Below are 22124 nucleotides of genomic sequence, written 5' to 3' on the forward strand. Positions count from 1 at the left end.
CGTCCCCTATGGTGGCTTTGAGCTGATCTAGGAGGACGTATGGAGCCGGTGGCGGTCGGGCTGGTCGGAGCGGGGCCGTGGGCACGGATGGCACACGGGCCGATGCTGGCCAAGGGGCCGCACACGCGGCTGGCCGGGGTGTGGGCCAGGCGCCCCGAGAGCGCGGCCGAGCTCGGCGCGCCCGTGTTCACCAGGATCGAGGAGCTGTTCGACCACTGCGAGGCCGTGGCCTTCTGCGTCCCGCCCGCCGTCCAGGCCGAGTACGCCGCCCTCGCCGCCCGCGCGGGCAAGGCCCTGCTGCTGGAGAAGCCGCTGGCCGACTCCCTCGACAACGCCCGCCGCCTGGCCGACGTCATCGCCGAGACGGGCGTGCCCTCCCAGATGGTGCTCACCCTGCGCTACGCCGCCCAGACCCGCGACTTCCTGGCCCGCTGCGCCGAGATCGAGCCGTTCGGCGGCCACGCCGTGAACATCTCCGGCACCCTCCTCGGCGACCACCCGTTCGCCACCCCCTGGCGGCTGGAGCGCGGCGCGCTGCTCGACGTCGGCCCGCACGTGATCGACGTGCTGGACGCCGCGCTCGGCCGGGTCACCGGCGTGCGCGCGCACGGCCGCTCGCTCGGCTGGACCGGCCTGCTGCTCGAACACGAGGGCGGGGCCGTCAGCGAGGTGTCGCTGTGCATGACCACGCCCGGCGAGGCGCCCCCGCAGACCATCGCCGTCTACGGCCGCACCGGCAGCGCCGTCCTGCCGCACTTCGAGGAGGACCCCCTGGAGACGGTCGCCGAGGAGTTCGCCAGGACCGTACGCCAGGGCGGACACCCCCTCGACGCCGCCCACGGGCTGCGCATCCAGCGGATCATCGCCGAGGCGGAGGCCCAACTCACCCCTTGACGCGGGCGGCTTCAGGAGGATTGATAGCGTACGTCCGACGCGCAGAGCGCAGCGAAGTCCGGTGCGAGTCCGGCGCTGTCCCGCAACTGTCATAGCCAGGTCGCCTGCCTCCGCGCTGACGTCATCAACCCTCGTGGAAAAGGGTGATCCGTCGCTCATCGCGGGTCTCTCGGTTCCGAACAGTGTGAAAGGACCACTCGTGAGGCCCGTACGCACGGCCTTCGCGGGCGCGCTGCTGGGAACGCTCCTCCTGGCCGGTTGCGGCCAGGGCGGCGGCACCACAGCCTCCCCGTCCGCGTCCCCCTCCAGCGCCGCCCCCACCTCCTCCGCCACCTCCGACGCCGCCGCCGGTTTCCCCGTCACCGTCGAAGCGGCCAACGGCAAGGTCACCATCGCCGGGAAGCCGAAGCGGATCGTCTCGCTGTCGGCCACCCACACCGAGACGCTCTTCGCCATCGGCGCCGGCCCCCAGGTCGTCGCGGTGGACGACCGGTCGAACTACCCGCCGGAGGCGCCCAAGACCGCGCTGTCCGGCTTCAAGCCGAACATCGAGGCCATCGTCGCCCAGAAGCCCGACCTGGTCATCGTCTCCGACGACCTCGACAAGGTCGTCGCCGAGCTGGGCAAGCTCAACGTGCCCGTGCTGCACCAGCCGGCCGCGACGAACCTGGACGAGGCGTACGAGGAGATCACCGAGATCGGCGCCGCCACCGGCAACCAGGCCAAGGCCGGCGAGGTCGTCTCCGGGATGAGGACGGCCCTGGACAAGCTGGCCGCCGAGGCGCCCAAGGACGGCAAGCTCAGCTACTACCACGAGCTCGACCAGACCCCCTACGCCGTCACGTCCAAGACCTTCATCGGCCAGGTCTACGCCATGTTCGGCCTGACCAACATCGCCGACGAGGCGCCCGACGCGGCCGGCGGCTACCCCAAGCTGTCGGCCGAGTTCGTGGCCCAGGCCGACCCCGACCTGATCTTCCTGGCCGACGTCAAGTGCTGCCAGCAGAGCAAGGAGACCCTCGCAGCCAGGCCCGGCTGGAAGAATCTGTCCGCGATCAAGAACGACCGGGTCGTCCAGCTCGACGACGATCTCGCCTCCCGGTGGGGCCCGCGCGTGGTCCAGCTCGCCGAGTCCATCGGCGCGTCCGTGGCCGCCGCCTCCAAGGCGGGCTCGAACTGACGTGGTGAGGCAGGCGGGCCCGGCCAGGGCCAGACCCCTGTGGGTGGTGTGCGCCCTGGGCCTGCTGGCCGTCTCGATGATCGCCGGCCTGCTCGACGGGGCGGCCGACATCTCGCCCTGGCAGGTCGTGCTGCAGATGGCGGACTGGCTGCCGTTCGTTCACGTGGACTCGGGGCTGGCGCCGGTCGAGCAGGGGCTGCTGTTCGAGCTGCGCCTGCCCAGGGTGCTGGTCGCCGCCGTGGTCGGCGGGTTGCTGGCCATGGCGGGCGCCGGCTACCAGGGCGTCTTCCGCAACCCGCTGGCCGACCCCTACCTGCTCGGCGCCGCCGCCGGCGCCGGGCTCGCGACGACCGCGGCCATCGTGCTGCTGCCGTCCGTGTCGGGCAGCATCCCCGTGGCCGCCTTCATCGGGGCGGTGGGGGGCGTGTTCCTGGCGTACACGCTGGGCAGCACCGCCGGGCGGGCCGGCGGCACGGCCACCCTCGTGCTCGCGGGGGTCGCGGTCACGTCCTTCCTGACCGCGATCCAGACGTTCATCCAGCAGTTCAAGGTCGAGGAGCTCCAGCGGGTCTACTCCTGGATCCTCGGCGACGTCGGCGGCGGGTGGGACCAGCTCTGGCTGGTCCTGCCGTACGCCGCCGTCTCCTCCGTGCTGCTCCTGCTGCACGGGCGCATGCTCGACGTGCTGTCCGTGGGCGACGAGGAGGCCGGCAGCCTCGGCGTGCGGGCCGCCCGCGTACGCCTCACCGTGCTGCTGGCCGCCTCCCTGGCCACCGCCGCCGCCGTGGCGGTGAGTGGATTGATCGGGTTCGTCGGCATCGTCATCCCGCACGTCGTGCGGCGGCTGGCCGGCGGCTCGTACCGGGTCGTGCTGCCGCTGTCGATGATCGGCGGGGCGGCGTTCCTGGTGCTGGGCGACCTCGTCGCCCGCACCGTGATCGCGCCGGCCGAGCTGCCTATCGGCGTGGTGACGATGTTCGTCGGCGCGCCGTTCTTCGTCGCCGTCCTGCGCGTGACCAGGCGGGCGGCCACATGATCAGCGCTCATGGACTGTCCGTACGGCTCGGGGGGCGCGAGGTGCTGTCGGGTGTGGACCTCGACGTGCGCCGCGGCGAGTGGTGCGCCGTCATCGGGCCCAACGGGGCCGGCAAGTCCACCCTGCTCAAGGCCGTCATGGGGCTCGTCGCGCGGCGGGGCGAGGTCGTGCTCGGCTCGCGGCCTGCCGCCGCGCTCAAGCCGCGCGAGCGGGCCAGGCTGGTGGCGTACGCGCCGCAGACGCCCGCCCTGCCGCCCGACATGACGGTCTTCGACTACGCGTTGCTGGGACGCACCCCGTACATCCCCTATCTGGGGCGGGAGAGCCGGCACGACCGGGCCGTGACGGAGTCGGTGCTGGAGCGGCTGGACCTGACGGAGCTGGCCATGCGCCGCGCGGGCGAACTGTCCGGCGGCGAACGGCAGCGCGTCGTGCTCGCCAGGGCGCTCTCCCAGGAGGCGCCCGTGCTGCTGCTCGACGAGCCCACCACCGCGCTCGACCTCGGGCACCAGCAGCAGGCACTGGAGCTGATCGACCGCCTGCGGCGGGCCGACGGCCTCACCGTCGTCACCACCCTGCACGACCTCACCGTGGCCGGCCTGTACGCCGACCGCCTCCTGCTGCTCGCCGAGGGTCGCGCCGCCGCCGCCGGCGAGCCTGCCCAGGTGCTGACCGAGGACCTCGTGGGACGGCACTTCGACGCGCGGGTGAAGATCGAGCCCGGGCCCGACGGGCGGCCCGTCGTGCACCTGGTCAGAGGAGGACCGTGAAGCTCACCTACCGGACGGAGGAAGGGGCCCGGCTCGGGTCGCTGCTCTGGGAGTTCGGGCCCGGCTGGCGGATGATCTCCTCGGCGATGCTGGGCGGCGGCATCGGCGCGCGGGAGTGGGTGCTGAACGCGCAGGTGGTGGCCGGCTACGCGCGGATGGACCCGGCCGACCACCTCGCCTCCCTCGGGCCGGCGCACGGCGAAGGGGTCGGGATGATGACCGCCGCCTCCGTGGACCGGTACGTACGGGCCGCGGACGGCGGCGTCGAGGCGTACGCCACCGTGGGCCTGCGCGTCCCCACCTGGGCCGCCGCCCCCGAGGGGCACACCGATCCCGAGCTGGCCCCGATCAGGGTCGGGACGATCAACATCGTCGTGGTCCTGCCGGTGGCCATGACGGACGCGGCGCTGGTGAACACGGTCATGACGGTCACCGAGGCGAAATCCCAGGCCATGATCGAGACCGGCTTCCCCGGCACGGGCACGGCGTCCGACGCGGTCTGCGTGGCCGTCCCCGAGGCCGGCCCGCAGGAGGTCTTCGGCGGCCCCCGCTCGGAGTGGGGCGCCAGGGTGGCACGAGCGGTGCACACCGCCGTGCGCCGCGGAGCCGAGGCGTGGCGGCCCGGCCACTTAAAGTGAGTTTTTTCGGGGAAGTAGCATGTGGGCGAGAGCGAGACTCCCGATGATGAGTGGGTGACCGCAATGGCGACGATCGAACCGAAGACCGGAACGGAAGCCGACGAGACGCTGACGAGGCGCACGGTTCCCTCCCGCGCGTCGTTCACCGTCGACGACCTGCTCGAGTTCCCGGACGACGGGAACCGTTACGAGCTCTTCAACGGGAGCCTGCTGGTGAGCCCTGCCCCAACCCCCCTGCACCAACACGCGATCTTCCAGCTGCAGATGATCCTCCATCGTGCGTCGCCGCCGCACTTGTTGGTGTACTCCGCCGTCAATGTGCGTGCCTCCGACCGCGATTTCTACATCCCCGACCTTGTGGTGGTGCCGACGGAGAGGGGCCAGTCGGTGCAGCTCATGTTCGCTCCCGAGGACGTGTGCCTGGCGGTGGAGGTGGTCAGCCCGAGCACGAGGATCCGCGACCGGGCGACGAAGGCCGCCGCGTACGCCGCGGCGGGGATCCCCTCCTACTGGCGGATAGAACTCGACGAGGGGCCGCAGCTCTACGTCTACGAGCTCGAAGACGACTCCTACCGGGGGCCTAGCGCCCACGAGGCCGGGACCAAGGTCAGTCTTTCACGGCCCTTTCCGGTCATCTTCGATCCCGCCGATTTGATCGCCTACCCGTAGTCGCGGGCCGCGCCGTCCGCTGACACGTGGCCGGCGTCGAGATCGGCCAGCAGCGCCTCGGGCTCCCGTTCCCCGGGCGGCCCGAGCCCGCCCCCGCCCGTCGTCTCCACGATGAACGCCTCCCCGGCCGCGAACCGCACGTTGTTCACCTTCGACGCCAGCCGCTCCACCGTCCCGTCGAGCCGCCGCCGGTAGAAGCCGCCCAGCCGCCCCGGCAGGCCGCCCTCCCGCCCAGGAGGCGCCAGCCGCAGCCGGTCGCCGCGGGTCGTGACGTGGCAGTCCGCCAGGAAGCGGTAGACCGTCCGCGAGCCCAGCCCGCCCCGCCGCCGCCCGGGCCCGCCGGAGTCCTGGATCGTCTCGATCGACTCCACGATCAGCGGGCAGCGGCTCTCCACCGGCTCCACCTGCGGCACCGAGTTGCGGCCGATGCCGAAGTGCACGCCCGTCGCGTCGGGCCCGTCCAGGTCCCTGCGGGCGCCGACGCCGCCGAAGTCGTACGACAGGTGGATCCAGTACGGCGCCCCCACCGCCGCGATCGAGAACGGCTGCAGGATCCCGCTGGCCGCGATGGCCCGCTCGGGCACGGCGTCCGACAGGGCCTGGAAGACGGCCTCCATGGCGGCGTAGATGGGCACGTACCGGCCGCCGCACGGGTAGGGGGAGCGGGCGTTGAGCAGCGAGCCCTCCGGCAGGCGCACGTCGATGGCGCGCAGGCAGCCCTCGTTCATGGGGATCGCCGGATCGAGGAAGCAGCGGATCGCGAAGACGGCGGCGGCCAGCGACTGCGACGCCGAGGCGTTGATCGCCGCCGGGACCTGCGGGTCCGTGCCGGCGAAGTCGAGCACCGCCGACCGGCCGCCGAGCGTGACGGCCACCCGGACGTGGTGCGCCCTGTCCTGGTCGATCCCGTCGTCGTCGATCGGGTACGCCGCCGCGAACCTGCCCTCGGGCAGCTCGGCCAGCGCGGCGCGGGTCCTGGCCTCGGTGTGATCGAGGTAGTCGTCGACGCCTTCGGCCAGGCCGCGCACGCCGTACTCGGCGATCAGCGCCTCCATCCGGGCGGCGGCCACCGCCGTGCCCGCCACGAGGGCCCTGACGTCGCCCATCACCTTGTCGGGAGTGCGGCTGTTGGCCTTGAGTATCGCCTCGACGGCCGGTTCGAGCCCTCGTTCGGTGGCCAGGAGTACCGGCGGCAGTTGCAGGCCCTCCAGGAAGATGTCGGTGGCCAGCGGGGCCATGCCGCCCGCCGACAGGCCGCCGAGGTCGGAGACGTGGATCATGGTGGCGGTGAAGTACGCGGGCTCGTCGCCGGACTCCGCGAAGACGGGGCGGAAGACGAGCAGGTCGTTGGTGTGGACGCCGCCGCGGTAGGCGTCGTTGAGCGCGTACACCTCGCCCGGGCGCATCGTGCCGAGCGGGAAGTCCGCGAGCAGCTCGGGCAGGGCGACCCTGAGCGCCATGCTGTTCATCAGCGTCGTGGCCATGGACTGCGCGATCAGACGGCCGCGCGCGTCCAGCACGGCGGCCGAGGCGTCGGAGCCCTCCACGATGAACGTCGAGTACGCCGAGCGCACCACCACGATGCTGGCCTCCTCCGCCGCCACGACCAGCGCGTTGCGCAGCACCTCCGCGGTCAGGGGATCGGTCATCGGCCGCCTCCGCTCCTGGTGAGGTGGACGGCCAGGTCAGGGGCGAGCGTCGCGGTCCAGCCGGGCGGGACGACGATCGTGGACTCGGCGTCCTCGACCACAGCCGGGCCGCGCAGCTCGCCGGTCAGGGTGTCCCTGGTGTGCACGGGCACCTCGGCGTAACCACCGCACTCGGGGAAGTACGCCCGGCGCGTAGCCGGGGCCGGCGGGCGCGGGTCCGGACCAGGGCGCGGCACTCCGGACAGGCCGGGCTCTGGAGCGGCCTGCGGCGCGTCGGGCGGCGTGGGCCGCGGCGTGCCGGACGCGCGGGGTTGTGGCGGGCCAGAAGCCGGTTGCGGCGCGTCGGACCGGCCGATCCCGGGCGTGGGTTCCGGCTGGCCGGCCGGGGTGGTGACGCGGACGCGGTAGCTCACCAGCTCGATCTCCCCCCGCTGCTCGATCCCGTACACCCGCGCGTACCGCAGGAAGAACCGCGACTCCAGCTCCCCCCGATCGGGCGTCCACTCCACGGTCAGATCGTGCGACTGCCCCTTGAACCGCACGTCCACCGACCGCAGCACCCGGACCTCCGGCGCGGAGAGCGAGACGCCGAGGTCGGCGGCGGCGTCCGAGGCCAGGCCGGCGAGCAGGGCGGCCGGGTCGGGGGCGTCCAGGCGGGACAGGACGCGGTCCGCGCACAGCTCGCCCGCCAGCAGCCCGGCCGCCGAGGCCACCCCGCAGTACGGCGGCACGACCACGGTCGAGATCCCGAACCGCTCCGCCACCCGCGCCGCGTGCATCGGCCCGGCCCCGCCGAAGGCCACCAGGACGAAGCCGCGGGGGTCGATGCCCCGCTGCACCGTCACCACGTGCACGGCCGAGGCCATGGAGGCGCTGACGATCGAGTGCACCGCGTACGCGGCCTCCTCGCGCGTCACCCCGAGCGGCCCCGCCAGCCGGTCCAGCGCCTTGTCCGCCAGCGCGGGCGACAGCGGGATCGAGGCCGAGGAGAGGTAGCCCAGCACCAGGTTCGCGTCCGTCACGGTCGGCTCGGAGCCGCCCAGGCAGTAACAGGCGGGCCCGGGGGAGGAGCCGGCCGAGCGCGGGCCGACCCGCAGCGCGCCGGCCGGGTCGAGCCAGGCCACGCTGCCGCCGCCGGCGCCCACCTCCGCCAGGTCGATCGCGGGCGTCTTGACCGGCACGCCGGTGCCCGCCCTGCGCCCGCCGAAGCTGCCCTTGCCGCCCACGTGGAACTCGTGGGTGATCTCCGGCCGCCCGCCGCGCACGACGCACGCCTTGGCGGTGGTGCCGCCCATGTCGAACGAGATCGCGTCCGCGAACCCGGCCGACGCCGCGAGCGAGGCCGCCGCCAGCACCCCGGCGGCCGGGCCCGACTCGATCGTGGCCACGGCCCGCCTGGCGGCCCGTTCTGCGGAGACGACGCCGCCGCCGGACTCCATGACGTGCACGGGCGCGCGGATCCCGACATCGGCGAGGCGTTCGCGCAACCGGGTGAGGTAGGACGCCATCAGGGGGCCGATGTAGGCGGACATGATCGTGGTGGTGGCGCGCTCGTACTCGCGGATCTCCGGCCAGATCTCCGAGGAGGTCACCACATCGGGGATCCGCTCGCGCAGGATCGCGGCCACCTGCCGTTCGTGGGCCGGGTTGGCGTACGCGTGCAGCAGGCACACCGCGGCCGAGCCGATGCCCCGGGCGGCGATCTCGGCGGCGGCCCGGCGCACGGAGGCGGGGTCGAGCGGGGTCAGCACCTCACCGCGGGCCGAGACGCGCTCCACCACCTCGAAGCAGTCGCCGGGCGCCACGGGAGGAGGGGGCGGGGTGAAGCGCAGGTCGTAGCGGTCCTCCTCGACCCGGGCGTAGCGGCCGAGCGGAATGGCCGCCCGAAAGCCCCGAGTCGTGACATAGGCGACACGTACTCCGGTACGTTCGAGCACCGCGTTGGTGGCCAGCGTCGTCGCGTGCACCACCCGCGTGACCTGCGCCGGGTCCCGGCCGCCGAGCGCCCGCGTAACGCCGGTGACGATCCCCGCGATGGGGTCGTAGTGGGTGCTCAGACATTTGGCCACGGAGATCGCGCCGGACGTGTCCCGAACGACGACGTCGGTGAAGGTACCGCCGACGTCCACGCCGATCGTGTAACCCATTCACGTACGTTATGTCCCCGAGCAAGCGCTTGTCTATGAAGTGGTCTATTGACTTACGGCAGGTGATTGGGACGCTGGTCCTAGGTCCTGCGTTTGGAGCGGAGAGATGGCGCGCCTCACAGCTCTTGTCACCGGCGTCGCGGCGGCACTGGCGCTCACCGCGCTGCCGGTCGCGGCGCACGAACACCCGAGCGGGATCACCGACCTGGTGAGCCCCGCCGTCGTACGACTCGAAGCCGTGTCCCACGTGGAGATCACGCTGCTCGATCACGTCAGCGAGCTGAAGCATGTGGAGCGGTCCTATGACTTCCCGTTCGCCCAGGGCACCGGTACGGTCGTCAGCCCCGACGGCACGATCGTCGCCCTGAGACGGCTGGCGGTGAACCCGGACGACGTGGCCGTCCGCGCGGCCAACAAGATCTTCGCCGAGCACCACGACGTCAAGATCCCCGACGACGACAAGAAGCACAAGCTCTCCGACGACCTGCTCAACCGCCACCTCCAGGACTGCTACCCGCCCAAGAGCAGCACCGCCACCTGCATCATCAACGTCACCACCGAGATCACGGCCTTCCCCAACGTCTCGCCGGCCAGCGCGGAAGGGTTCAAGGTCAAGTGCATCAAGGCCGGCCCCGACCCCGACAGCCCGGCCGTGCTGGTGCCGCTGACCCCCGCCGCCGGCAGCGTCGGCATGCCGACCGCGCCGCTGGCCGGCAAGGTGCCCGAGCAGGCGGGCTCACCCACGAACGTGGCCGGCTTCCTGGGCCGTCCAGGCCCGAACGTCGCGCACAGCGTCGAGATCGCCCACCTGGCCGCGGGCGGCGGGGCCGGATCGGGCGGCCGGCCGTTCGCCGACCCGGAGAAGAAGGTGGACGAGCCGGTCAAGCTCGGCGGCCTCGCGGACAAGGGCCTGGTCGGCGCGCCCGTCATCGGCGACAAGGACGGCCACGTCATCGGCATGCTCGTCGGCGGCGGCAAGGAAGGCAGGATGATCGGGGTCAGGGAGATCACCGGCATCCTGGCCGCCGCCAAGGTGGTGCCGCGCAGAGGCGCGATCGACACGGCGTTCGAGGCGGCGCTGACCCGCTACCACACCAAGTACTACACCGAGGCCGCGCCGGGCTTCCAGCGCGTGCTGGAGCTCTACCCCGGCAACGTGGTCGCGGCCGGGCTGCTCAAGACCTCGCTGGCCAAGCGCGGCGGGCCTGAGGACCAGGGCACCAAGCAGCCGGCGAGCGAGCCCGTGCGCTCCACGCCGCTGTGGCCCTTCATCCTGGCGGCCGCGATACTTTTCATAGCCGCGGCCGGTGGAGCGTATCTGCTGTGGCGTCGCCGCTCTCCTGAAACACCGACAGAACTGCCAGAGCCGCTGGCGGCCGGTCCTCCGCTCGACGACGGCGCCAACCAGACCGTGGTCGTCCGGCGGTCCCAGTCGTTCCAAGTGGTCCCGCAGCAGCAGCAGGTGATGACCGCGCCGGACCCGGCGATCAAGTACTGCACGTCGTGCGGCATGAGGCTCGGACCGGCACACCGCTTCTGCGGCTACTGCGGCCACCCCATCGAGACGTGATGCCATTGAACGAAAGATCGCTCATCGGCCAGGAGGTGGCCGGGTACTACATCGAGGACATCGTCGGCAAGGGCGGCATGGCCGTCGTCTACCTGGCACTCGACCCGAGGTTGAGCCGCCGGGTGGCGCTGAAGATCCTCAACCCGGTGCTGAGCGTCGACGACCGGTTCAGGCAGCGCTTCATCCTGGAGTCCAGGACGGTCGCCAGCATCGAGCACCCCAACATCATCCCGATCTACGAGGCCAACGCCGACGCCGACGGCGTCCTCTACATCGCCATGCGCTACGTCGACGGCCTCGACATGCGCCGGCTCATCTACGACCGGGGGCCGCTGCCGATCGGCCAGGCGAACCAGATCTTCGCCCAGGTGGCCGCCGCGCTCGACGCCGCCCACGCCCACGACCTGATCCACCGCGACGTCAAGCCGGCCAACATCCTGCTGGCCGGCGACCACGTCTACCTGACCGACTTCGGCATCACCAAGCACCGCTCGTCGATCTCCGGGCTGACGCAGACCGACCAGTTCATCGGCACGCCCCGCTACATGTCGCCCGAGCAGATCAACAAGGAGCACATCGACGGCCGCTGCGACCAGTACGCCCTGGCCTGCGTGGTCTACGAGGGGCTGTCGGCGCGGCTGCCGTTCCAGCGGGAGAACGACATCGCGCTGCTCTGGGCGCACCTGGCCGAGCAGCCCACACCGCTGTCGCAGATCAGGCCCGAGCTGCCGCCGCAGGTCGACGCCGTGATGATGCGGGCGCTGGCCAAGTCGCCCGAGCAGCGCTACGCGAGTTGCGCCGAGTTCGTGACCGCGCTGCGCGACGCGATCAGCGGGCCGAGGTACGACCCGTTCGGCGGGCCTGGCTCGGGGCCGCACCTGGTGCCCCCGCCAGGGGCGAGCCCGCACTCGGGGCCGTACCCCGTACAGCAGCCGCCCCCCGGCCCGTCCTCGGGGCCGCACTCGCTGCCGCACGCGGCGCCCGTCCCGGGGCTCGCCGCGGGACCTGCCGCCGGACCTGCTGCGGGCCCTTCCGCAGGCTCTGCCGGCTCTTCCGCGGGTCCTGGCACGGGGCCCCGGCATGCCGCGCCGTTCGGTGCGGCGGGAAGGGGAGCGGCCAAGCGGCCGGGGCGGCTGCCGATCGTGGCCGCCACGCTGGTGGCCGCCGTCGCGGCGCTCGCGCTGGTCGCGTTCGTCATCCTCAGCAACCAGGGCGAGACCTGGACCCGCTACAAGACCAGCGCCGCCGCGCCGCTCACGTTCGAGTATCCGGGCGACTGGACCGTCCGCACCCACCAGGACCTCTTCGCCGTGGTCTCCCCGCACGCCACCGACTTCGAGCAGCTGTTCGTGGCCGGTCCTGGCGCCGACTGGTCGAAGATCACCCAGATCGTCGCCGACGACCCCGAGGCCGCCTCCGGCGTCTACGTCCAGGTCTCCGACACCCTCGACGCCAACGGCACCTCGGAACTGATGAAGGCCAAGATGGAGGTGCTCCTGCCCGGACAGGTCAACGTCGGCAAACCCGTCCAGGACCAGGCGGGCGACAGCCCGGCCACCCGCTTCGACGGCAACCTGCACGACCCCGACAGCGGCACCACGCTGGCGTTCGTCAGCTACGTGATCGACCGCGAGCCCAAGACCATGCTCGTCATGTACTTCTGCGCCAAATCCACCTGCGACGACGCCACCCAGACCAGGATCAGGCAGAGCGTGCGCGTGTCCTGACTTGGAACTCACTTGCGCCCGGCTTGGCCGCCGCCTCCCGGCGGTGTTCAGCCGGGCGCGCGGCGTCTACCCTCCGGCGTGTGGGCATTCGCATAGTCATCGCCGACGATCAGGCGATGGTCAGGGCCGGGCTGCGCATGGTCGTCGAGAGCGACCCCGGCATGGAGGTCGTCGGCGAGGCGGCCGACGGCCGTGAGGCGGTCGCCGTGGCCCGGCGCACGCGGCCGGACATCGTCCTCATGGACATCTCGATGCCCAGGCTCGACGGCCTGGCGGCGGCCAGGGAGCTGCTCGGCGTCCCCTCGCCGCCCAAGGTCATCACGCTGACCACGTTCGACACCGACGAGAACCTCTACGCCGCGCTGCGCGCCGGCACCAGCGGGTTCCTGCTCAAGGTCTCGCCGCCGGAGCAGCTCATCGAGGCGATCAAGGTGGTGCACGCCGGCGACGCGCTGCTCGACCCGGCCGTGACCAGGCGGGTGATCGCCTCGTTCGCCGGGCGGGCCGAGCCGAGGCCGTCGCCCGCGCTGGCCGAGCTGACGCCGCGCGAGCTGGAGGTGCTGCGGCTGCTGGCGCGCGGCCGCACCAACGCGGAGATCGCCAGAGAGCTGTACGTGGGCGAGGCCACGGTCAAGACGCACGTGGCCAGGGTGCTGATGAAACTGTCGCTGCGCGACCGGGCGCAGGCCGTGGTCTTCGCGTACGAGACCGGCGTCGTGAGCCCCGGCGCGGCCTGAGCCGTCTCACCATGCGGAAGGGTTTGGCGGAGCATGCCCGCTTTGTGTGTATATTTTCCGTCATAAGGCGGTAGATACAGGAGATCTTTCATGTCATCGTTTCCTCGGGTGCTGTTCGACGAAGCGCACAGCGAGTCGTGGACCGTCCGGCGCGAGGTGGCCGAGGCCATCAACCCCGCCCATCCCGACGACAACAGCTACGCCCGCGCGGCCGGGCTGCTGCGGCACCTGGGGCACACGGTCACGGCCCGCACGCGGGGCCCGCTCGACGCCGGAGCCCTCGCGGACCAGGACGTCCTGGTGATCGCGCACCCGTCGGGTGAGCGCTGGGAGCGCACCACGGGGCAGGGCAGCCCCCTGTTCTCCGCGGCCGAACTGGACGCCGTCGAGGACTTCGTCGCCGGGGGCGGCGGGCTGGTGGTGCTGGCCGAGGAGGAGCAGGACAAGTACGGCAACAACCTGAACGAGCTGCTCGCCCGGTTCGGGGTGCGGGTCGTGCACGGCACCGTACGCGATCCGGCGCACGCGTTCAGGGGCGTGGCCACCTGGGTGATGGGGGAACGTTCCAGCGACTCGGGGTTGCTGGCCGGGGTCCGGTCGGCCTGCTTCTACCGCGCGGGCACGCTCACGACGGAAGGTGAGCCGCGCGAGGCGCCCGAGGTGCTGTTCGCCACGTCGGCGGCGGCCGACCCGGCGGGCGCGCCGCTGGCCGTCGCGCTGCGTCACGGGCGCGGGCGGGTGGCCGTGTTCGCCGACTCCGACCTGTTCGGCGACGACTCGATCGACGACCACGACCACCGGACGCTCTGGGGCAACGTGATCACCTGGGCGGCCAGGGTCCCCGACGCCGAGACGGGCGGCCGGGCCAGGGACGAGGCGAAGGCCGCCCTGTTCGCCAAGCTCAAGACGTCGGTGGAGGAGCTGCGGCCGCTGCAGGCCAAGGACGGCTCGGTGCCGGAGGAGTCCAGGGCGCGGGCCGGGGAGCTGGTCGCGGAGATCGCCGGGCACGTGGGCGAGCTGCCGGCGCACTTCCCGCACGACGCCGCCTACCTCGCGGCCGTCCGCGCCGACCTGCTCAAGTGGGCCGCCCAGGACCTCGGCGTGCCCGACTTCCTCGACTCGCTCGACCTGTTCCACCCCGACACCCAGCGCGTGGACGGGCTGGAGCACGTCGTGGTCTTCCCCATGTACACGCAGAACGGCAATCCCAGCCGCAACCTGGAGGCCGTCTGGATCAGGACCATCTGGCCCGGCTGGCTGGCCGAGCTGGAGGCGGGCGGCTACGACAACCCGATGTTCGTGCCGATCGCGTTCGAGGACTTCACCTCCGGCTACGACACGCACTCCGCCGTGCTGTTCCCCGAGACGGTCGCGGTGCGCCGCGCGCCCGAGCGGTTCACCTGGGGCGGGATCTTCGCCGACCGCGAGGCCGCCAGGTTCAGGCGGGTGTCCAGGGCCGCCGTCGAGACGCTCAGGCTGGACCTGCCGCCGGACGCCGACCGGCTGCTGCGCTCGCAGGGGCTGGCCCAGGACACGTTCGTGCTGTGGGACCTGGTGCACGACCGGACGCACAGCCACGGAGACCTGCCGTTCGACCCGTTCATGATCAAGCAGCGGATGCCGTACTGGCTGTACTCGCTGGAGGAGCTGCGCTGCGACCTGACCGCGTTCGGCGAGGCCGTGAAGCTGGAGGCCCAGGGGGTGCCGCACGCCCGCTACGTCCAGCACGCGATCCTGTTCGACCGGCTGTTCAGGTTCCCGATCACCGGCGAGCGGGTGCGCAACTACGACGGGCTCGGCGGGCAGTTGCTCTTCGCCTACCTGCACCGCAACGACATCGTGCGCTGGACCGACAACCGGCTCACGATCGACTGGCAGCGGGTCGCCGACGGGGTCGCCGACCTGCGCGGGGAGGTCGAGAAGCTCTACCGCGACAGCATCGACCGCTCCAAGCTGGCCCACTGGCTGGCGGCGCACGAGCTGGTCAGCGCGTACGTGGCGCCGCATCCGGCCTCGGTCTGGGCCGAGGGCGTGCAGGCGCTGCCCGAGGAGCAGAAGGCCAAGGTGGACGCGGTCCTGCCGGACGAGTTCCCCCTCAGCATGTTCTACGAGGCGCTGCGCCGTAAGCTGGCCGACGTGGTCGAATCGACTAAGGGACTCCGAGCATGATCATTCTGGTGACCGGGGCCGGCGGGCCCACCGGTGCCGCCGTGTGCGGATATTTCGGCAAAAAGGGTGACACCGTGATCGGCGTCGACAAGGACGACGTCGACCTGCTCGACCGCGGGGCCGTCGCCGAGCTGGCGGCCCGCGTCGAGCGCGAGCACGGCCGGGTGGACGGCGTGGTGCACCTGGTGGGCGGCTGGCGCGGCTCCCGTTCATTCGCCGAGACCGACCTCGGCGACTGGGACCTCCTGCACGACCTGCTGATCCGCACCCTCCAGCACGTCTCGCTGGCCTTCGAGCCGCTGCTGCGCCGCAGCGACAACGGCCGCTTCGTGATCGTCTCGGCCAAGGCCGCCGAGGCCCCGAGCGCCAAGGGCGCCCCCTACGCGGCGGCCAAGGCGGCGGCGGAGTCCTGGACGCTCTCCCTGGCCGACGCGCTCAGGGGCACCGGCTCCGCCGCGGCCATCCTCGTGGTCAAGGCCCTGGTCAACGACGCCATGCGCGCCGCCGACCCCGACGCGGAATTTCCCGGCTTCACCCACGTCGACGACCTGGCGGCGGCCGTCGGCGGCCTCTACGACCGCCCGGCCGCCGAGATCAACGGCACCAGATTGGACCTCACTTCTTGACTCCCCGGCACGACCCCCGCCTCAAGGCCTTCGCCAGCGACAACTACGCGGGGGTGCACCCCGAGATCCTCCAGGCCGTCGCCGCGGCCAACGGCGGCCACCAGATCGCCTACGGCGAGGACGTCTACACCGAGGCCATGCAGGAGGTCTTCCAGCGGCACTTCGGCCAGGCGGCGCGGGCTTGGCCGGTGTTCAACGGCACCGCCGCCAACGTCGTCTCCCTGCGCTCCATGACCGCCCAGTGGGAAGCGGTGATCTGCGCCGAGAGCGCCCACATCAACACCGACGAGGGCGGCGCCCCCGAGGTGGCCGGCGGCATCAAGCTGCTGACCGTCCCCACGCCGGACGGCAAGCTCACCCCCGAGCTGATCGACCGGCAGGCGTGGGGCTTCGGCGACGTGCACCGCGCCCAGCCGAAGGTGGTGTCGATCTCCAACACCACCGAGCTGGGCACCCTCTACACCGCCGCCGAGATCGCCGCGATCTGCGCGCACGCCCACGACCTGGGCCTGCTCGTCCACCTCGACGGCTCCCGGCTGACCAACGCCGCCGCCGCGCTCGACGTCCCGCTGCGCGCGCTGAGCACCGACGCGGGCGTGGACGTGCTCTCCTTCGGCGGCACGAAGATCGGCCTGCTGTACGGCGAGGCCGTCGTCGTGCTCAACCCGGACGCGGCCACCGGGGTCGACTACCTGCGCAAGACGTTCATGCAGCTGTCGTCGAAGATGCGGTTCGTCTCCGTGCAGTTCGAGGCGCTGCTGTCGGGCGACCTGTGGCTGCGCAACGCCCGGCGGGCCAACGCCATGGCGCGGCGGCTGGCCGAGGCCGTGCGCGAGATCCCCGGCGTGGAGCTGGCCCGGCCGGTCGAGGCCAACGCCGTCTTCGCCGTGCTGCCGCGCGACGCCGCCGAGCGGCTGCGCAAGCGGTTCCGCTTCTACACCTGGGACGAGTCCACCGGTGAGGTGCGGTGGATGTGCGCGTTCGACACGACGGAGGAGGACGTGGACGCCTTCGCCACCGCCCTGGCCGAAGAACTCCAGGCCACCGACGGCGACCACTGACCGCCTACGTGCGCAGGGCCAGGCGGGCGGCCTGCCAGCCGCCCATCCCGTGGGCACCGGGCCCCGGCGGCGTCGAGGACGAGCAGAGGAACACCCCCGGCAGCGGCGTCCGCCACGGCGCGGGCGACCAGACCGGGCGGCGCAGGAACTGCCCCAGACTCGCCAGCCCGCCCCCGATGTCGCCGCCCACCAGGTTGGGGTTGCCCGCCTCCAACTCGGCGGGCCCCGACACGTGCCGGGCCAGCACCCGATCGCGGAAGCCGGGCGCGTACCGCTCGATCTGGGTCTCCACCGCGTCGCTCATGTCGAACGCCGAGCCGTTGGGCACGTGGCAGTAGGCCCACAACGTGTGCCCGCCCCGCGTCGGATCGGCCGCGTACGGCTGCACGAGCAGCACGTACGGCCGGGGCGAGTGCCGCCCGGCGGCCATCTCCGCCTCACTGAGCACGATCTCCTCGAACGTCCCGCCCAGGTGCACCGTGGCCGCCCCGGCGACCGCGGGATCGCGCCACGGCACCGGCCCGTCGAGCGCCCAGTCCAGCTTGAACACCCCGGGCCCGTAGCGGTAGCGCTCCAGCCGCCGGCGGTAACCCGCGGGCAGGTCGGCCAGGGCGAGCAGCTGCCGGGGCGTCACGTCGAGCACGACGATCGGCGCGTCGAGCTCCGCCAGGCGGCGTACCCGATGCCCGGCCACGGCCTGCCCGCCCAGCGACCTCAGCTCGGCCACCAGCGCGTCGGCCAGCACCTGCGACCCGCCCCGCACGACCGGCCAGCCCACCAGGTGGGCCAGGCCCGCCAGCGTCAGCCCGTAGCCGGCGGTGAGGGGGGAGCGCAGGTCGAGCATCGAGTGCGCGGCCATGCCGGCGAGCAGCGCCCGCGCCTCCACGGTCCGCAGGGCCTTGGCGAAGGTCGTCGCGGGCAGCGCCGCCATGGGCCCGAACCAGGCCGCCCCCGCGAAGGCACGCGGCGCGACCGGCCACGGGCCCAGCGGCTTGAGCAGCAGTTCGACCAGCGGCAATCCGGCCTTGACCAGTGCCCCGACGCTGGCCAGCCAGGCGCCCGCGTCGGGCCCGAGCCCTTCGGCGGTGCGCCGTACGTCGCGGTGGACGAGCACGGCCGGCCGGTCGTCGAGCGGATGGGCCGCGGCCACGGGGGAGTGGGCGAACTCGACACCCTTCAGCTCCAGCCCGCGAAAGGCGGGGGAGGCCAGCGCCATGGCCATCACCGTGGCGCCGAGATCGTGCACGTGGCCGGGCAGGGTCAGCTCGGCCGACCTCAGCCCGCCGCCGAACCGTTCGGCCGCCTCCAGCAGCAGCACCTCGCGCCCGGCGCGGGCCAGCGTGACGGCGGCGACCAGTCCGTTGGGCCCCGACCCCACGACGACCGCGTCGGCGCGCATCGCTCTGCCCCTGTTCTGCCCCTATGAGGTCTTCAGTATCGACGGGTAGGGCTGGGCGCCCCGCTGCTTCAGCAACTCCGTCATGAGCTTGATCTCCCCGGTCTGGCCGTCGACGATCTTCTGCGCCATGCTGACCACCTCGCTGCGGGTGGACAGTTTGAGCAGCCCCTCGGCCATCTCCACGCCGCCCTCATGATGGCGGATCATCAGCTGCAGGAACAGCACCTCGGCCTGCGTGCCCTCGGCCTGTTTGAGCTTGGTCAGCTCCTCCGGGGTGGCCATGCCGGGCATCGTCCCCGCCGGGACCGTCGCGGCCGGGGCGGCGCCGTGGCCGTGGCCGCTCATCCACGCCATCGGCCGCTGGTCGGTCGCCTGGGTGAGCTGCCACTGCTGCAGCCAGCCCTGGAACATGCCGCGCTGGTTGGCCTGGGTGTTGATGATGTCGAAGGCCAGGCTCCTGATCTCTTTGGCGGGGCCCTTGTCCCTGACGATGAACGCCATGTCGACGGCCTGCGCGTGGTGCGTGGCCATGTCGCGGGCGAACCCGGCCTCGGGCGAGGCGTCGCCGGGCGTGCCGTCGCGGCCGAACACCAGGAACGCGGCCGCGGCGAGCACCAGCACGCCGCAGATGAGCAGAAGAGGTTTTCTCACGGGCTTTTCCATCGCCCGTCCAGCGTACCCACCTGCGGCCGGACTCGTGATCGGACGCTTATGTCGCTCTTATTCTCTGCATACGCCCAGAGGGCATAGGGTGACCCCGGAGTTGGCACGCCGATGGAGGAACGATGACGAAGGAGAAGGCGCAGGCGCGGCGCGAGCATCTGCAGAAGATGCGGGCCGAGCAGCAGCGCAAACAACGCCGCGCCGCACTGCTGATGTGGGGCACGGGAGGGCTCATCATCGTGGTGCTCGTCGGCGTGGTCGGCTTCTATCTGATCAACGAGGCCAGGCAGACCTCGCTCGACGCGGTGACGAGCGCCAAGTACGACGCCGGTCAGCACGTGTGGAACGCGGTCTCGTACAAGGAGACGCCGCCGGTCGGCGGTGAGCACAACAACTACTGGCAGCAGTGCGCCATCTACGACAAGCCGATCCACAGCGAGCACGCCGTGCACTCGCTGGAACACGGCGCCGTCTGGATCACCTACCGGCCCGATCTGGCCAAGGCGCAGGTCGACAAGCTGAAGGAGGTCGCCGGCTCGACCGGCCAGCAGGACTACATGCTGATGAGCCCCTTCCCCAACCTGCCGGCCCCGATCGTGGTCTCCTCCTGGGGCCACCAGCTCAAGCTGACCGACCCGGCCGACCCGAAGCTCGGGGCGTTCATCAAGCGCTACCAGAACGGCGCCGACACGCCTGAGCCCGGCGCCACCTGCGGCGGCCAGGACGCGATCACCACCACGGCCGACCAGGCGCCGCTCCCGCCGCAGCCCACGGGCCAGCAGCAGACGCCGATGGAGACCCTCTCCCCGTCGCCCAGCCAGAGCCAGCAGTAGCCGGGCCTGAGCGCAGGGCCCCGCCCCCGCAGGGCCCTGCGCGGCTCTCATGCCGAGTTGTCACCGTAAGTAGCTGATCACTACTTACGGTAACTGTTCGGGCGCTCGATGAACAGACCCCAGGGGGAACCGGTCGCTCAGCCGAGGATCTCCCGCGGCGGCGTCCACTCCAGATCGTGCGCCTGGGCCACGGGGCGGCTGGTCAGCCGCCCCTCGTGCGTGTTCAGGCCGGCGGCCAGGCTGGCGTCCTCGCGCATGGCGCGCCGCCAGCCCAGGTCGGCGATGGCCAGCGCGTACGGCAGTGTCACGTTCGTCAGCGCGAACGTCGAGGTGTGCGGCACGGCGCCGGGCATGTTGGCCACGCAGTAGAACAGCGAGTCGTGCACCCGGTACGTCGGCCGCTCGTGCGTGGTCGGCCGCGAGTCGGCGAAGCAGCCGCCCTGGTCGATCGAGATGTCCACCAGCACCGAGCCCGGCTTCATCCGGCTGACCAGGTCGTTGCTCACCAGCTCAGGAGCCTTGGCGCCGGGCACCAGCACCGCGCCGATGACCAGGTCGGCCTCCAGCACCGCGCGCTCGATCTCCAGCATGTTGGAGGCGATCGTCTGGCAGTGGCCCTGGTAGATCAGGTCGGCCTGGCGCAGCTTGTCGATGTTCCTGTCCAGCAGCATCACCTCGGCCTGCATGCCGAGCGCGATGGCGGCGGCGTTCATGCCGGACACCCCGGCCCCGATCACCACGACGTGCGCCGCGCGCACCCCCGACACGCCGCCCATCAGCACGCCCCTGCCGCCCTGCGAACGCATCAGGTGGTAGGCGCCCACCTGCGCCGCCAGCCGCCCGGCCACCTCCGACATGGGCGCGAGCAGCGGCAGCGCGCCGCCGGGCGTCTGGACGGTCTCGTAGGCCACCGCGGTGCAGCCCGAATCCAGCAGCGCCCGCGTACAGGCGGCGGAGGCGGCCAGATGCAGGTAGGTGAACAGCACCTGGCCCTTGCGCAGCCGGTGGTACTCCTCGGCGACCGGCTCCTTGACCTTCATCACCAGGTCGGCCGTGCCCCAGAGCTCGTCGGCGCCGGGGACCAGGACGGCGCCCGCCCCGGCGAAGTCGGCGTCGGGGATCGCGGAGCCCGCGCCGGCGTCCGCCTCGACGAAGACGCGGTGGCCGTGCCGGACGAGCTCGTGCACGCCGGCCGGCGTGAGCGCCACCCGATATTCGCTGTTCTTGACCTCGCGCGGTACTCCGACCTTCATGGGACAGCTCTTCTCGCCGGACGTGCCTTCCTGCTGTGTTTCTTCCCCTCAGCTCACAGATCAGTGAGGATTGCCCGGCTGATTACCCCGGTGCGGCTTCTCCTCGATAGGCTCACCGGCAGCCCGAACATCAGGATGGGATTCGTCATCGATGGACAAGCCGGAAGAGCCGCCGCTGGCGGACCCGGGGGAGCCGAAGGCCAGCAGACTCACCACCATCGTGCTGATCGTCTCGCTCGTCCTCGTCGTGCTCGTCGCAGGCGTGCTCGGCACGGTCGCCGTCCTCATGACCAGGAGCCCTGACACGCCGCTGCTCGGCGGCACACCCCCGCAGCACCTGGCCGTGCCCATCCACTTCGCGCCGGTCAGGGAGACCAAGGTCGCGCCCTGCCCCGGCGACCCGGCCGTGCTCGACGAGCAGCAGCGCACCTGTTACCTGCTCGAAGACGGCGTCACGGTCGGCGCCGTGCAGCGGATCGAGGCCGTGCGCGGCAACGACGGCCAATACTCCGTGCGCATCGCGATCGCGCCCGCGTTCAAGGACCGGCTGGTCGAGCTCATCGACGAGCTGGTGCCCGACCAGCGGGCGGTGGCGATCGTGCTGGCGCCCGAGCAGGCTGACCGGCCCAAGGTCGTGCTGGCCGCGCCCATCGTCACCCAGCAGATGAACGGCGACAGCGTGAGCATCTCCGGCCTCACCAAGGAGGACGCCGACGCGCTGGTCACCCGCCTGATGGGCGGCACGCCGAGCGCGAACCCGACCGGCACGAGCCCGGCCGACGCGGGCACCCCCAGCCAGGGCACTCCCGACCAGGGCACCCCCGGCACGGGCAGCCCCGACGTGGGCACCCCCGGCACCGGCACGCCCCAGCAGCCGACCGGCCCCGCGACGACCGGCCCGGCCGCGACCGGTCAGCCCGGCGGCACCACCTCGCCCGCGACGGGCGGCCGCGCCCTCGACAAGCGCTACGCCTCCTGCAAGGAGGCCGTGGCGGCCGGCGACGGCCCCTACTACCGGGGCACGCACGAGGAGTACACCTGGTACGTCGACGCCGACGCCAACGGCGTGGCCTGCAACAGCGCCGACATCCGCTAGAGGCATC

The 22124-nt window shown here is 72.1% G+C and carries 19 protein-coding genes; 14 read left to right on the plus strand and 5 right to left on the minus strand.

All coding sequences use genetic code 11. From position 1 onward, the window contains the following. The first annotated feature begins 39 nt into the window (after positions 1 to 39). From AB0C28_RS24715 to AB0C28_RS24740, 6 genes are all read left to right on the plus strand, one after another. Entirely contained in the window at positions 40 to 894 is an 855-nt protein-coding gene (locus AB0C28_RS24715) for a Gfo/Idh/MocA family oxidoreductase (protein ID WP_358077725.1), read from the plus strand. A 199-nt stretch (positions 895 to 1093) separates the two neighbouring features. Further along, positions 1094 to 2074 (plus strand): ABC transporter substrate-binding protein, encoded by a 981-nt coding sequence (locus AB0C28_RS24720; protein WP_357851546.1) that lies wholly within the window; start codon positions 1094 to 1096, stop codon positions 2072 to 2074. Positions 2075 to 2078: 4 nt separating this feature from the next. Beyond that, positions 2079 to 3110: an iron ABC transporter permease gene (locus AB0C28_RS24725; RefSeq protein WP_357852477.1), complete on the plus strand. Its 1032-nt coding sequence runs from the start codon at positions 2079 to 2081 to the stop codon at positions 3108 to 3110. Then, positions 3107 to 3880, plus strand: a complete 774-nt coding sequence (locus AB0C28_RS24730) for an ABC transporter ATP-binding protein (RefSeq protein ID WP_357851549.1) — start codon at positions 3107 to 3109, stop codon at positions 3878 to 3880. The genes AB0C28_RS24725 and AB0C28_RS24730 overlap by 4 nt, the downstream gene beginning before the upstream one ends. Then, positions 3877 to 4518, plus strand: a complete 642-nt coding sequence (locus tag AB0C28_RS24735) for an adenosylcobinamide amidohydrolase (protein WP_358077728.1) — start codon at positions 3877 to 3879, stop codon at positions 4516 to 4518. Before AB0C28_RS24730 ends, AB0C28_RS24735 begins: the two co-directional genes overlap by 4 nt. A gap of 63 nt (positions 4519 to 4581) precedes the next feature. Further along, positions 4582 to 5187, plus strand: coding sequence for a Uma2 family endonuclease (locus AB0C28_RS24740; RefSeq protein WP_357851555.1), 606 nt, complete (start codon positions 4582 to 4584; stop codon positions 5185 to 5187). On the opposite strand, the gene AB0C28_RS24745 is transcribed toward AB0C28_RS24740, so the two are convergent. After that, complete coding sequence (locus AB0C28_RS24745) at positions 5178 to 6836, minus strand: hydantoinase B/oxoprolinase family protein (protein ID WP_357851557.1); 1659 nt, start codon at positions 6834 to 6836, stop codon at positions 5178 to 5180. The genes AB0C28_RS24740 and AB0C28_RS24745 overlap by 10 nt on opposite strands. Then, positions 6833 to 8983 (minus strand): hydantoinase/oxoprolinase family protein, encoded by a 2151-nt coding sequence (locus AB0C28_RS24750; protein ID WP_358077731.1) that lies wholly within the window; start codon positions 8981 to 8983, stop codon positions 6833 to 6835. The genes AB0C28_RS24745 and AB0C28_RS24750 overlap by 4 nt, the downstream gene beginning before the upstream one ends. Positions 8984 to 9089: 106 nt before the next feature. On the opposite strand from AB0C28_RS24750, the gene AB0C28_RS24755 reads away from it, so the two are divergent. The 6 genes from AB0C28_RS24755 to AB0C28_RS24780 all read left to right on the plus strand — a co-directional run bounded on the left by AB0C28_RS24755 (position 9090) and on the right by AB0C28_RS24780 (position 16873). Next, a complete protein-coding gene (locus AB0C28_RS24755) occupies positions 9090 to 10553 on the plus strand; it encodes a zinc ribbon domain-containing protein (protein ID WP_358077734.1) in 1464 nt (487 codons plus the stop codon). Further along, positions 10553 to 12280 (plus strand): serine/threonine-protein kinase, encoded by a 1728-nt coding sequence (locus tag AB0C28_RS24760; RefSeq protein ID WP_358077737.1) that lies wholly within the window; start codon positions 10553 to 10555, stop codon positions 12278 to 12280. The genes AB0C28_RS24755 and AB0C28_RS24760 overlap by 1 nt, the downstream gene beginning before the upstream one ends. Positions 12281 to 12360: 80 nt before the next feature. Further along, complete coding sequence (locus tag AB0C28_RS24765; protein WP_357851568.1) at positions 12361 to 13017, plus strand: response regulator transcription factor; 657 nt, start codon at positions 12361 to 12363, stop codon at positions 13015 to 13017. 90 nt (positions 13018 to 13107) lie between these two features. Next, positions 13108 to 15186, plus strand: a complete 2079-nt coding sequence (locus tag AB0C28_RS24770) for a DUF6421 family protein (RefSeq protein ID WP_358077740.1) — start codon at positions 13108 to 13110, stop codon at positions 15184 to 15186. Continuing rightward, positions 15183 to 15812 carry an SDR family NAD(P)-dependent oxidoreductase gene (locus AB0C28_RS24775; RefSeq protein ID WP_357851574.1) on the plus strand — a complete coding sequence of 210 codons (630 nt, stop codon included), beginning with the start codon at positions 15183 to 15185 and terminating at the stop codon, positions 15810 to 15812. Before AB0C28_RS24770 ends, AB0C28_RS24775 begins: the two co-directional genes overlap by 4 nt. Next, a complete protein-coding gene (locus tag AB0C28_RS24780) occupies positions 15809 to 16873 on the plus strand; it encodes a low specificity L-threonine aldolase (RefSeq protein ID WP_358077743.1) in 1065 nt (354 codons plus the stop codon). Before AB0C28_RS24775 ends, AB0C28_RS24780 begins: the two co-directional genes overlap by 4 nt. A 4-nt stretch (positions 16874 to 16877) precedes the next feature. Here the strand turns inward: AB0C28_RS24780 and AB0C28_RS24785 are convergent, their stop codons facing one another. Next, positions 16878 to 18272: an NAD(P)/FAD-dependent oxidoreductase gene (locus AB0C28_RS24785; RefSeq protein ID WP_358077745.1), complete on the minus strand. Its 1395-nt coding sequence runs from the start codon at positions 18270 to 18272 to the stop codon at positions 16878 to 16880. Positions 18273 to 18293: 21 nt separating this feature from the next. Then, complete coding sequence (locus AB0C28_RS24790; RefSeq protein ID WP_357851582.1) at positions 18294 to 18923, minus strand: DUF305 domain-containing protein; 630 nt, start codon at positions 18921 to 18923, stop codon at positions 18294 to 18296. Positions 18924 to 19057: 134 nt separating this feature from the next. Between AB0C28_RS24790 and AB0C28_RS24795 the strand changes: the two genes are divergently transcribed. Continuing rightward, positions 19058 to 19768, plus strand: coding sequence for a DUF3105 domain-containing protein (locus AB0C28_RS24795; RefSeq protein ID WP_357851584.1), 711 nt, complete (start codon positions 19058 to 19060; stop codon positions 19766 to 19768). A 137-nt stretch (positions 19769 to 19905) separates the two neighbouring features. On the opposite strand, the gene ald is transcribed toward AB0C28_RS24795, so the two are convergent. Further along, positions 19906 to 21021, minus strand: a complete 1116-nt coding sequence (gene ald / locus AB0C28_RS24800; protein WP_358077749.1) for an alanine dehydrogenase — start codon at positions 21019 to 21021, stop codon at positions 19906 to 19908. Positions 21022 to 21172: 151 nt separating this feature from the next. Between ald and AB0C28_RS24805 the strand changes: the two genes are divergently transcribed. Continuing rightward, positions 21173 to 22117 carry an excalibur calcium-binding domain-containing protein gene (locus AB0C28_RS24805; protein WP_357851590.1) on the plus strand — a complete coding sequence of 315 codons (945 nt, stop codon included), beginning with the start codon at positions 21173 to 21175 and terminating at the stop codon, positions 22115 to 22117. The last annotated feature ends 7 nt before the right edge of the window (positions 22118 to 22124 follow it).

Source organism: Nonomuraea sp. NPDC048892 (assembly GCF_040649735.1).
GTDB classification, from domain to species: Bacteria; Actinomycetota; Actinomycetes; order Streptosporangiales; family Streptosporangiaceae; genus Nonomuraea; species Nonomuraea maheshkhaliensis.

What these genes read in the sequence shown, in the direction of transcription:
- AB0C28_RS24795 (WP_357851584.1), top strand. Translation starts at nt 19,058, where the DNA reads ATGACGAAGGAGAAGGCGCAGGCGCGGCGCGAGCATCTGCAGAAGATG.
- AB0C28_RS24750 (WP_358077731.1), bottom strand. Translation starts at nt 8,983, where the DNA reads ATGGGTTACACGATCGGCGTGGACGTCGGCGGTACCTTCACCGACGTC.
- AB0C28_RS24785 (WP_358077745.1), bottom strand. Translation starts at nt 18,272, where the DNA reads ATGCGCGCCGACGCGGTCGTCGTGGGGTCGGGGCCCAACGGACTGGTC.
- AB0C28_RS24730 (WP_357851549.1), top strand. Translation starts at nt 3,107, where the DNA reads ATGATCAGCGCTCATGGACTGTCCGTACGGCTCGGGGGGCGCGAGGTG.
- AB0C28_RS24740 (WP_357851555.1), top strand. Translation starts at nt 4,582, where the DNA reads ATGGCGACGATCGAACCGAAGACCGGAACGGAAGCCGACGAGACGCTG.
- ald (WP_358077749.1), bottom strand. Translation starts at nt 21,021, where the DNA reads ATGAAGGTCGGAGTACCGCGCGAGGTCAAGAACAGCGAATATCGGGTG.
- AB0C28_RS24755 (WP_358077734.1), top strand. Translation starts at nt 9,090, where the DNA reads ATGGCGCGCCTCACAGCTCTTGTCACCGGCGTCGCGGCGGCACTGGCG.
- AB0C28_RS24770 (WP_358077740.1), top strand. Translation starts at nt 13,108, where the DNA reads ATGTCATCGTTTCCTCGGGTGCTGTTCGACGAAGCGCACAGCGAGTCG.
- AB0C28_RS24760 (WP_358077737.1), top strand. Translation starts at nt 10,553, where the DNA reads ATGCCATTGAACGAAAGATCGCTCATCGGCCAGGAGGTGGCCGGGTAC.
- AB0C28_RS24805 (WP_357851590.1), top strand. Translation starts at nt 21,173, where the DNA reads ATGGACAAGCCGGAAGAGCCGCCGCTGGCGGACCCGGGGGAGCCGAAG.
- AB0C28_RS24775 (WP_357851574.1), top strand. Translation starts at nt 15,183, where the DNA reads ATGATCATTCTGGTGACCGGGGCCGGCGGGCCCACCGGTGCCGCCGTG.
- AB0C28_RS24745 (WP_357851557.1), bottom strand. Translation starts at nt 6,836, where the DNA reads ATGACCGATCCCCTGACCGCGGAGGTGCTGCGCAACGCGCTGGTCGTG.
- AB0C28_RS24715 (WP_358077725.1), top strand. Translation starts at nt 40, where the DNA reads ATGGAGCCGGTGGCGGTCGGGCTGGTCGGAGCGGGGCCGTGGGCACGG.